The organism is Streptomyces sp. PT12 (assembly GCF_003311645.1).
GTDB lineage: Bacteria > Actinomycetota > Actinomycetes > Streptomycetales > Streptomycetaceae > Streptomyces.
In genome coordinates this window covers 61,899-71,586 of the sequence record NZ_QEST01000186.1, presented here as the reverse complement: position 1 = coordinate 71,586, position 9,688 = coordinate 61,899, and the positions used below count along the sequence as shown (strand labels likewise).

Below are 9,688 nucleotides of genomic sequence, written 5' to 3'. Positions count from 1 at the left end.
GCGCCGATGGTACTGCATGGGGGACCGTGTGGGAGAGTAGGACACCGCCGGACAACCTGCCCCAATAGCTCAGTCGGCAGAGCGTCTCCATGGTAAGGAGAAGGTCAACGGTTCGATTCCGTTTTGGGGCTCAGGAAAAGGCCCCCGCCATGAGGCGGGGGCCTTTCTCATGTGTGCGCCGCACTTCACTTCACTCCGGATCACTCCGGAATGCGCAGCGTCAGGATCGCCATGTCGTCCGACGGGGCGTCGGAAGCGAAGCGCTCCACGGCGCGCAGCACTCTCGCGGCCACCGCGCCCGCGGTCAGTCCGGTGCACGAGCTGAGCACATCGGCCAGGCCGTCGTCGCCCAACATCCGCGTGCCCTCGCGGCGTTCGGTCACGCCATCCGTGACGCACAGCAGCACGTCGCCCGGATTCAGCGTCGCGGTCTGCTCGTACAGCTCCAGGTCCTCGATCACGCCGAGCAGCGGCTGAGGGCTCGCGGCGGGCGCCACCGTGCCGTTCTGCGTCAGATGCAGCGGCAGCGGGTGTCCCGCGCACACCATCTTCAGCAGTGCCCCGCCCTCGGGCCGCGGCCACAACTCGCCATAGAGCAGCGTCAGGAAGCGGGAGCGGTCGCCCTCCTCAAGGATCGCGGCGTTGAGCCGCTCGAGCACCGCGGGTCCGCTCAGGCCCTCGCGGGCCAGCAGCCGCAGCGCGTGCCTGGCGAGCCCCGTGACCGCCGCGGCCAGCGGGCCCGTTCCGCACACGTCGCCGATCGCGAAGCCGTACGCGCCCTCCCTGATGGGGAAGACGTCGTAGAAGTCGCCGCCCACCTCGTTGCCCTCACCGGCGGCGCGGTAGATGACCTCGACGTCCACGCCGTCGATGTCAGGCAGCTCGGGAGGCAGCAGGCTGCGCTGCAACGACTGGGAGATCGCCGTGCGTTCGCTGTACAGGCGCGCGTTGTCCAGGGCGAGCGCCGCCCTGCGCGAGAGGTCTTCGGCCAGCTCCAGGATGTCCTGGCGGAACCGCTCCTCCGTGGGCTTGCCGAGCGCGAGCAGCCCGATGACTCGATTGCGGGCGATGAGCGGCAGCACCACCGTCTCGCCGCCGACCGCCGAGGCCGTCGTGAGGCTGGTGCCGGGCGATCGCGCGCCATGCGGCCGTCCGAGCGCCAGGCTCCTCAACGAGCTGCGCAGCGCCGTGTCATGGGCGGCGTCAGCGGGCGCGGTCCACACCCGCACGCCGAGCGAGATGTCGGGGTCAGGCGGATCGACCCGCTCCAGCAGGGCCTTGATGCCGTCGATGCGCTCCTCGTCCTCGTGGAGGACATACGAGAGCACCGGCTCCGAGCCGAACTCGTGGATCGTGTAGACCGCGCACCACGTGGCGAGCGTCGGCACGGTCATCTGGGCCATCAGCGCCAGCGTCTGGTTCCGGTCGAGTGTGCCCGCGAGCAGCTCGGACGCCTCCACCAGGAAGGCGAGCGAGCCGCGGCGCAGCCGCTCCAGCTCGGTCAGCCGCGCCGACTCGACGGCGAGCGCGATGCGGTCGGCGGCGAACTGGAGGCGCAGTGCCTCCTCGTTGCTGTAGCGGCCCGGGGTCTCCGAGGCGACGCCGAGCGAGCCCGTGAGCCTGCCCTCGACCTTCAGGGGCACCGTCACCACGGCGTGCATGCCCGTGCCCGACAGGAGGGGAACGGCGCCTGGCGCGGTGGCCAGGTCCTCGTGCACCGACGGCATGCGGGCCGAGCCGTAACGGCCGCTGCCCGTCTCGACGGGGACGCGTGCGAAGCGCTGGCGGGCCGAGGGCAGCCCCGTCGTGGCGCGGACCTCCAGCTCCGTCTCGTCGTCCGTCGCGAGCAGCAGGAACGCGGCGTCGCCATCGAGCATGTCGCGGGCGCGTTCGACGGTGCGCTGGAGCAGGCCGTCGAGGTCGTCGGGCGGTGGGGAGCCGATCAAAGCGTCGAGCGGGTCGCCGGGGCGATCGTCGCCCGACGCGGTGCCGGGGAGGCGGGAGGGGGACTGGAGGATCGCCCGCTCCTGGTCGCGGACGATGAGGCAGACCGTGGAGGGCTCGCCGTGTGCGTCGCGCACCCGCAGATGGCAGGCGTAGACGGGGATCGTGCGGCCCTCGCTGTCGCGCAGGCCGTAGCTGCCCTCCCAGCGGGAGAGGGCCAGGGCCTCGGCGATGCCCGTGCCTGTGCCCGGGGTCTGGGGCCAGGCGGCCAGATCGGCCAGGGGCTTGCCGACGACCTGCTCCGCGGTGTAGCCGAACAGCTCCTTGGCGTCGTCGTTCCACGCCGTGATCGTGTCGGCGCGGTCCACCTGGGCGACGGCGACGCGGACCCGGGCGTCGCTCACGGGCAGCGCCTCGTCGGGCAGCACGGGCCCGGCGGCGCGGGTGCCGACGGGCAGCGCCTGCTGGTCGAGGCGGAACCAGACGCTCTTGTCGATGGCGGTGTAGTCCACGCCCCAGCGGGAGGCGAGGGCCGCGCACAGCAGGAGGCCGCGGCCGCCCTCGCTGCTGAGGTCGAGCCTGCCGCGTGAGACCTCGGCGAGCGGCAGCTCGCGCTCGGGGTGGCGGTCGACGACCTCGATGCGGACGCCCCGCGGGTCGCGCAGGCAGCGGACCTCGGCGGATGTGCCCGCGTGCACCACGGCGTTGGTCACCAGCTCGCTGGTCAGGACGACGGCGTCCTCGATGAGGTCGGTGAGGCCCCAGCCCTGGAGAGTGTCCCGAACGAAGCCCCGCGCGGTGGCGACCGAGCGTCCGACCGGCTCGAAGGTGGCCGCAGCTCGCGCGGTGATCACGTCACTCCCCCAAGGGTCTGTCGTTCGGTCCCGGCGCCTCATGGGCGGCCGAAGGCCAGATTACTGACGTCGTCCGCCTCGGCGGACGGCGCATCCGATGATTTCCCCCCTGACGCGGAAACAGTGGTATGCGATGCTGCCGAACTGTTATCGCCCGGTCTGTTGGGAGTGAAACACTGGAAGGGCTCGATGGGACAGTCCGGGCGGAAGGTCGACCTGCGGGAGGGACACAGTGGTGTCTGACGGAGCAGTTGCGCGTACCGACACAGCCGCGCGATCGAGGAGGGCGAGGAACGGGGGAACGGTGGAAGTCGATGCCGCCGCCCTGAACCGGCTCGTCTCGGCGCTGGAGGCGATGCGGGACGGCAACCTCCGGAAGCGGTTGACCGTGGTGGGCGAGGGCCCGATGGCGGAGGTCGCGGCGCTGTACAACGAGGTCGCCGACCGCAACCTGCACCTCACCAACCAGCTGGCCAGGGTGCGCAGGGTGGTCGGTCGCGAGGGCAAGCTGACCGAGCGCGTCGAGATCGGGCTGCTCCAGGGCGCCTGGGCCAAGGCCGTCGACGACGCCAACGAGCTGGTCGACGACCTGGTGCAGCCGGTGGCCGAGGTGGGCCGCGTGGTCACCGCCGTCGCGGACGGCGACCTGGGCCAGCGGATGGATCTGCGCGCGCAGACGGAGAACGGCACCAGCCGCCCGTTGCGCGGGGAGTTCCTGCGGGTGGGCCGGACGGTCAACAGGATGGTCAACCAGCTCTCCGAGTTCACCGTGGAGGTGACGCGGGTCGCGAGCGAGGTCGGAACCGAGGGCAAGCTGGGCGGCCAGGCCAAGGTGCCGGGCGTCTCCGGCTCGTGGAAGGACCTCACCGACTCGGTCAACACGATGGCGTCCCGGCTGACCGCGCAGGTCCGCGACATCTCCACCGTGACCAAGGCGGTGGCCGACGGCGATCTGTCGCGCAAGGTGACCGTGCACGTCGCGGGGGAGATGCTGGAGCTGAAGAACACCGTCAACACGATGGTGGACCAGCTCTCGTCGTTCCAGTCCGAAGTGACCAGGGTGGCGCGCGAGGTGGGCACCGACGGCGTGCTCGGCGGCCAGGCGCGGGTGGACGGGGTGAGCGGGGCCTGGAAGGACCTGACGGCCTCCGTGAACCTCATGGCGGACAACCTCACGCGTCAGGTGCGGGAGATCTCCGAGGTCACCAGGGCCGTCGCCGACGGCGACCTGTCGCAGAAGATCACGGTGACGGCGCGCGGCGAGATCGCCGGGCTCGCGGACACGTTGAACGCCATGACGGAGCGGCTTTCGTCGTTCGCTGACGAGGTCACCAGGACCGCCATGGAGATCGGCACGGACGGCACCCTGGGCGGTCAGGCGCGCGTGCAGGGCGTGGCCGGGGTGTGGAAGGAGCTGACCGACTCCGTCAACACCGCCTTCAGGAACCTGTCGGACCAGGTGCGCGACATCTCGCAGGTGACGACGGCCGTGGCCATGGGCGACCTGTCCAAGAAGGTCACCGTCCGGGTCTCGGGCGAGATGCTCGACCTCAAGAACACCGTGAACACGATGGTCGACCAGCTGTCGTCGTTCCAGGCGGAGGTCACGCGCGTCGCGCTGGAGATCGGCACGCAGGGCACGTTGGGCGGGCAGGCGTCGGTCAAGGGGCTCGCAGGCGCGTGGAAGGACCTCACCGACTCGGTGAACACGGTCTTCCGCAACCTGTCGGACCAAGTGCGTGACATCGCGAGTGTGACGACCGCGGTGGCGCACGGGGATCTGTCGCAGAAGGTGACGGCGAACGTCTCGGGCGAGATGCTCGAGTTGAAGAACACCGTCAACAGGATGGTCGACCAGCTCTCGTCGTTCGCCGAGGAGGTCACGAGGGTCGCGACCGAGGTGGGGATCGAGGGGCGGCTCGGCGGCCAGGCGTCCGTCGACGGCGTCAGCGGGACGTGGAAGGCGCTGACCGACTCCGTCAACCAGATGGCGGGCAATCTCACCGATCAGGTGCGGAACATCGCGCAGGTGACCACCGCCGTGGCCAACGGCGACCTGTCGCGGAAGATCGACGTGGACGCCAGGGGCGAGATCCTGGACCTGAAGAACACGGTGAACACGATGGTGGACCAGCTGTCGTCGTTCGCGAAGCAGGTCACCCGCGTCGCGCGCGAGGTGGGCACCGAGGGCCGCCTCGGCGGTCAGGCGCAGGTGGCGGACGTCGCCGGTGTGTGGCGCGATCTGACCGACTCCGTCAATGACATGGCGTCGAACCTGACCGATCAGGTGCGGAACATCGCTCAGGTCGCCACGGCGGTGGCGCGCGGTGATCTGTCGCAGAAGATCACGGTGGAGGCGCGGGGCGAGTTCCTCGAGCTGAAGGACACCCTCAACCGCATGGTGGACCAGCTGCTCTCCTTCGCCGACCAGGTCACGCGGGTGGCCAGGGAGGTCGGCACCGAGGGGCGGCTCGGCGGCCAGGCCGAGGTGGAGGGCGTCGCGGGGACCTGGAAGGACCTCACCCAGTCCGTCAACGAGATGGCGAACAACCTGACGTCGCAGGTGCGGCAGATCTCGGAGGTCACCGCCGCGGTGGCGACGGGCGACCTCACGCGCAAGATCACCGTCGGCGCCCGCGGCGAGATCCTTGAGCTGGTCACGACGGTGAACACCATGGTGGACCAGCTGTCCCTGTTCGCTGACGAGGTGACCCGCGTCGCGCGCGAGGTGGGCACCGAGGGGCGGCTCGGCGGCCAGGTGGAGGTGCGCGGCGTCGCGGGCACATGGAAGAACCTCAAGGACAACGTCAACCTGATGGCCCGCAGCCTCACGACCCAGGTGCGGAACATCTCGGAGGTGGCCTCTGCGGTCGCGAACGGCGACCTGTCCCGCAAGGTCACCGTGGAGGCGAGCGGCGAGGTCGCGGAGCTGGCCGACACGGTCAACCGGATGGTGACGACGCTGTCGTCGTTCGCCGCCGAGGTCACGCGCGTGGCGCGCGAGGTGGGCACCGAGGGCCGCCTCGGCGGCCAGGCCAATGTGCCCGGGGTGTCCGGCACATGGCTCGACCTGACCGAGTCGGTCAACTCGATGGCGTCCAATCTGACCCTCCAGGTCCGCAACATCACGACGGTCACCACCGCGATCGCCGCGGGCGACCTGACCAAGAAGATCAACGTCGAGGCGCGCGGGGAGATGCAGCAGCTCACCGAGACGCTCAACACGATGGTCGACCAGCTGTCGCTGTTCGCCGAGCAGGTGACGAAGGTGGCCCGCGAGGTGGGCATCGAGGGGCAGCTGGGCGGCCAGGCGCGGGTGCCGGGCGTGGCCGGGACATGGAAGGACCTGACCGATTCGGTCAATGAGATGGCCGGGAACCTGACCGGTCAGGTGAGGGGTATCGCCCGGGTGGCCACGTTTGTGACCAGGGGCGACCACAACGTCAGCATCAGCGCCGACGCGGCGGGCGAGATCCTGGTGGTGCAGGAGAGCGTCAACGCGATGATCAGGAACCTTCGCGAGGCGACGCAGGTCAACAAGGAGCAGGACTGGCTCAAGGGCAACCTGGCCCGCATCTCGGCCATGATGCAGGGCCGCCGCGACCTGAAGGACGTCGCGACGCTGATCATGAGCGAGCTGTGCCCTGCCGTCGCGGCGCAGCACGGGGGGTTCTACCTCTCGGTGCCGGTGGGTGGCGAGGAGGAGGACCTGGTCGCGGGGGCGGGCGAGGACGACGCGTACGAGCTGCGGATGATCGCGGCCTACGGGTACGCGCCGGACGCGCAGGCGCTGTCGTTCAGGCCGGGCGAGGGGCTGATCGGCACGGCGGCGGCCGAGCGGCGGATCATGCAGTTCGGGCCGACGCCCGAGGGCTATCTGCGGATCTCCTCCGGGCTCGGGCAGGCGCCGCCGGTGACGGTGATCATCCTGCCGGTGCTCTTCGAGGACCGGGTGCTTGGCGTGCTGGAGCTGGCGTCGTTCAAGCCGTTCACCCAGATCGAGCGCGACTTCCTCGCGCAGATGGCCGAGATGATCGCGACGAGCGTCAACACGATCAGCGTCAACACCAGGACGGGCATGCTGCTGACGCAGTCGCAGCAGCTGGCCGAGCAGCTGCGGGCGCAGACGGCCGAGTTGGAGCGGCAGCAGAAGGCGCTCGAGGAGTCCAACGCCGAGCTGAAGGACAAGGCGGACCTGCTCGCCAAGACCAACCACAACATCGAGCTGAAGAACTCGGAGATCGAGGAGGCCAGGCGCGGCCTTCAGGAGCGCGCGGAGCAGCTCGCCGTCTCGATGCGGTACAAGTCCGAGTTCCTGGCGAACATGTCGCACGAGCTGCGGACGCCGCTGAACTCCCTGCTGATCCTGGCCAAGCTGCTCGCGGACAACGCCGAGGGCAATCTCTCGCCGAAGCAGGTGGAGTTCGCCGAGACGATCCATGGCGCGGGCTCGGACCTGTTGCAGCTGATCAACGACATCCTGGACCTGTCGAAGGTCGAGGCGGGCAAGATGGACGTCAGCCCCGCGCGCATCGCGCTGGTGCAGCTGGTGGACTACATCGAGGCGTCGTTCAGGCCGCTGACCGCCGAGAAGAACCTGGAGTTCTCGGTGCGGGTCTCGCCCGAGCTGCCCGCGACCCTGCACACGGACGAGCAGCGGCTGCTCCAGGTGCTGCGCAACCTGCTGTCCAACGCGGTCAAGTTCACGGACACCGGCTCGGTCGAGCTGGTGATCAGGCCCGCGGGCGGCGAGGTGCCCGACGACATCCGCGAGCAGATGCTGGAGAGCGGGTCGGTGCTGACGGCCGACGCGCCGCTGGTGGCGTTCGCCGTCTCGGACACCGGGATCGGGATCGCCGCGGGCAAGATGCGGGTGATCTTCGAGGCGTTCAAGCAGGCGGACGGCACCACGAGCCGGAAGTACGGCGGGACGGGCCTCGGCCTGTCGATCAGCCGGGAGATCGCGCGGCTGCTCGGGGGTGAGATCCACGCGGCGAGCGAGCCGGGCCGCGGGTCCACGTTCACGCTGTATCTGCCGCTTCAGCCGACCGAGCTGCCGCCACCCGGCTATGGGCAGTTGGCGAGCGGGACGCTCAGCTCCGAGGCGGCGTCGGCGGCCCAGCCCGCGCGGGTCGAGGCGGCGGCCGAGCCGAAGGCGATCGAGGCGGGCGAGGCGGGCGAGGCGAGCGAGCAGGGCGGCGCGGCCGAAGAGGCCGGGCCCGTCGAGGCGGCCGCGGACGCGCAGCACCGGCAGGAGCGCCAGGGCAGGGAGGCGACCATCGCCGCCGAGCGGGCCGCGGAGTCGCTCACCAAGCGGCACCGGGAGCGTTTCATGGAGAACGGCCACGCCAAGGAGCGCGAGCCCGAGCCCGCCGCGGGGGCGGCGGGGGCGCGGGCCGCGGACGCCGCGCGCAGGCGGGTCTTCAGGGGCCGGAAGGTGCTGATCGTCGACGACGACGTGCGCAATGTGTTCGCGCTGACGAGCGTGCTCGAACAGCACGGCCTGCGCGTCCTCTACGCCGAGAACGGGCGTGAGGGCATCGAGGTACTCGAGTCCAACGAGGACGTGGCGCTCGTGCTGATGGACATCATGATGCCGGAGATGGACGGCTATTCGACGACGGCCGCGATCCGGCGGATGCCGCAGTTCGCCGGGCTGCCGATCATCGCGCTGACCGCGAAGGCGATGAAGGGCGACCGGGAGAAGAGCATCGAGTCGGGCGCCTCCGACTATGTGACCAAGCCGGTGGACACCGACAACCTGCTCACGGTGATGGGCCAGTGGATGGAGAGCGGCGGCGCGTGATCTTCCCTACCCTCCGCGCCCACGCGGAACTTTCGAGGTGGAGAGGACGTTCTGGCAATGTGTGCAGCGGAGTTCGCCGGGGTCGGGGTGCGTGGTATCGTGACGCAGCGCGATGCGTTGATCACCGGACGCCTCGTGCTGCTGATCGCAGGGTGATCGGACAGGACGTTTTCTGGTGGAGCGGGGGCCGGGCCGGAGATCTTCCGGTGACCCGCGACGGGGCAAGAGCCCGGCGGATGCCACCGCGCGGGAGCGTGGGGTGTACCAGGCTCGCTGGCAATGGTGCCGGGGAGGATGTCAACATGTCCGGCACAGGACCGGACGGCGTGAGGGTGCCGTCCACAACGTCGGCGCCACGCCGCGCCGCAAGGGCAAGGAGGACGGGCCATGGTGCAGAAGGCCAAGATCCTCCTGGTCGATGACCGACCCGAGAATCTGCTGGCGCTTGAGGCGATTCTCTCGGCGCTGGATCAGACGCTGGTCCGGGCATCGTCAGGGGAGGAAGCGCTCAAGGCGCTGCTCACGGAGGACTTCGCGGTCATCCTGCTCGACGTTCAGATGCCGGGCATGGACGGCTTCGAGACGGCCGCTCACATCAAACGGCGTGAGCGGACGCGCGACATCCCCATCATCTTCCTGACCGCGATCAACCACGGTCCCCACCACACGTTCCGGGGCTATGCCGCGGGCGCGGTCGACTACATCTCCAAGCCGTTCGACCCGTGGGTGCTGCGGGCAAAGGTGTCGGTCTTCGTCGACCTCCACATGAAGAACATGCAACTGCGCGAGCAGGCCCTGCTGTTGCGCCGCGAGCTCGAGGGCGCGCAGCCGGGCGACGGCGACAGGGCGGCGGGCGGCCTGCTGCCTGAGCTGTCCGCGCGGCTCGCGGCGGTCGAGGAGCAGGCCGAGGTGCTGACCAAGGAGCTCTCCGAGTCGGGGGCGGGCACGGCCGTGTCGACGGCCGCCCATCTCGAACGGAAACTGTCGGGTCTGCGCAGGGCACTTGACGCGCTCCAGCCGGGCGCGGTCGAGCGGGACACCGTGGAGTCACAGCCCGGTTGACGGGTGAGCGGGCCGCGGCGGG

3 protein-coding genes and 1 tRNA gene are annotated in these 9,688 nt (G+C 70.1%); 3 read left to right on the top strand and 1 reads right to left on the bottom strand.

Annotated features, from left to right (window positions below; all coding sequences use genetic code 11):
* The first annotated feature begins 58 nt into the window (after window positions 1-58).
* Window positions 59-131 (top strand) — tRNA-Thr (locus DEH69_RS22385).
* Window positions 132-200: 69 nt separating this feature from the next.
* Here the strand turns inward: DEH69_RS22385 and DEH69_RS22380 are convergent.
* Window positions 201-2,798, bottom strand: a complete 2,598-nt coding sequence (locus DEH69_RS22380) for a SpoIIE family protein phosphatase (protein ID WP_181727556.1) — start codon at window positions 2,796-2,798, stop codon at window positions 201-203.
* Between the two features lie 235 nt (window positions 2,799-3,033).
* On the opposite strand from DEH69_RS22380, the gene DEH69_RS22375 reads away from it, so the two are divergent.
* Both DEH69_RS22375 and DEH69_RS22370 read left to right on the top strand, forming a co-directional pair.
* Window positions 3,034-8,604, top strand: coding sequence for a HAMP domain-containing protein (locus DEH69_RS22375; protein WP_181727555.1), 5,571 nt, complete (start codon window positions 3,034-3,036; stop codon window positions 8,602-8,604).
* Between the two features lie 387 nt (window positions 8,605-8,991).
* Window positions 8,992-9,666 (top strand): two-component system response regulator, encoded by a 675-nt coding sequence (locus DEH69_RS22370; RefSeq protein WP_113688795.1) that lies wholly within the window; start codon window positions 8,992-8,994, stop codon window positions 9,664-9,666.
* Window positions 9,667-9,688 lie beyond the last annotated feature (22 nt).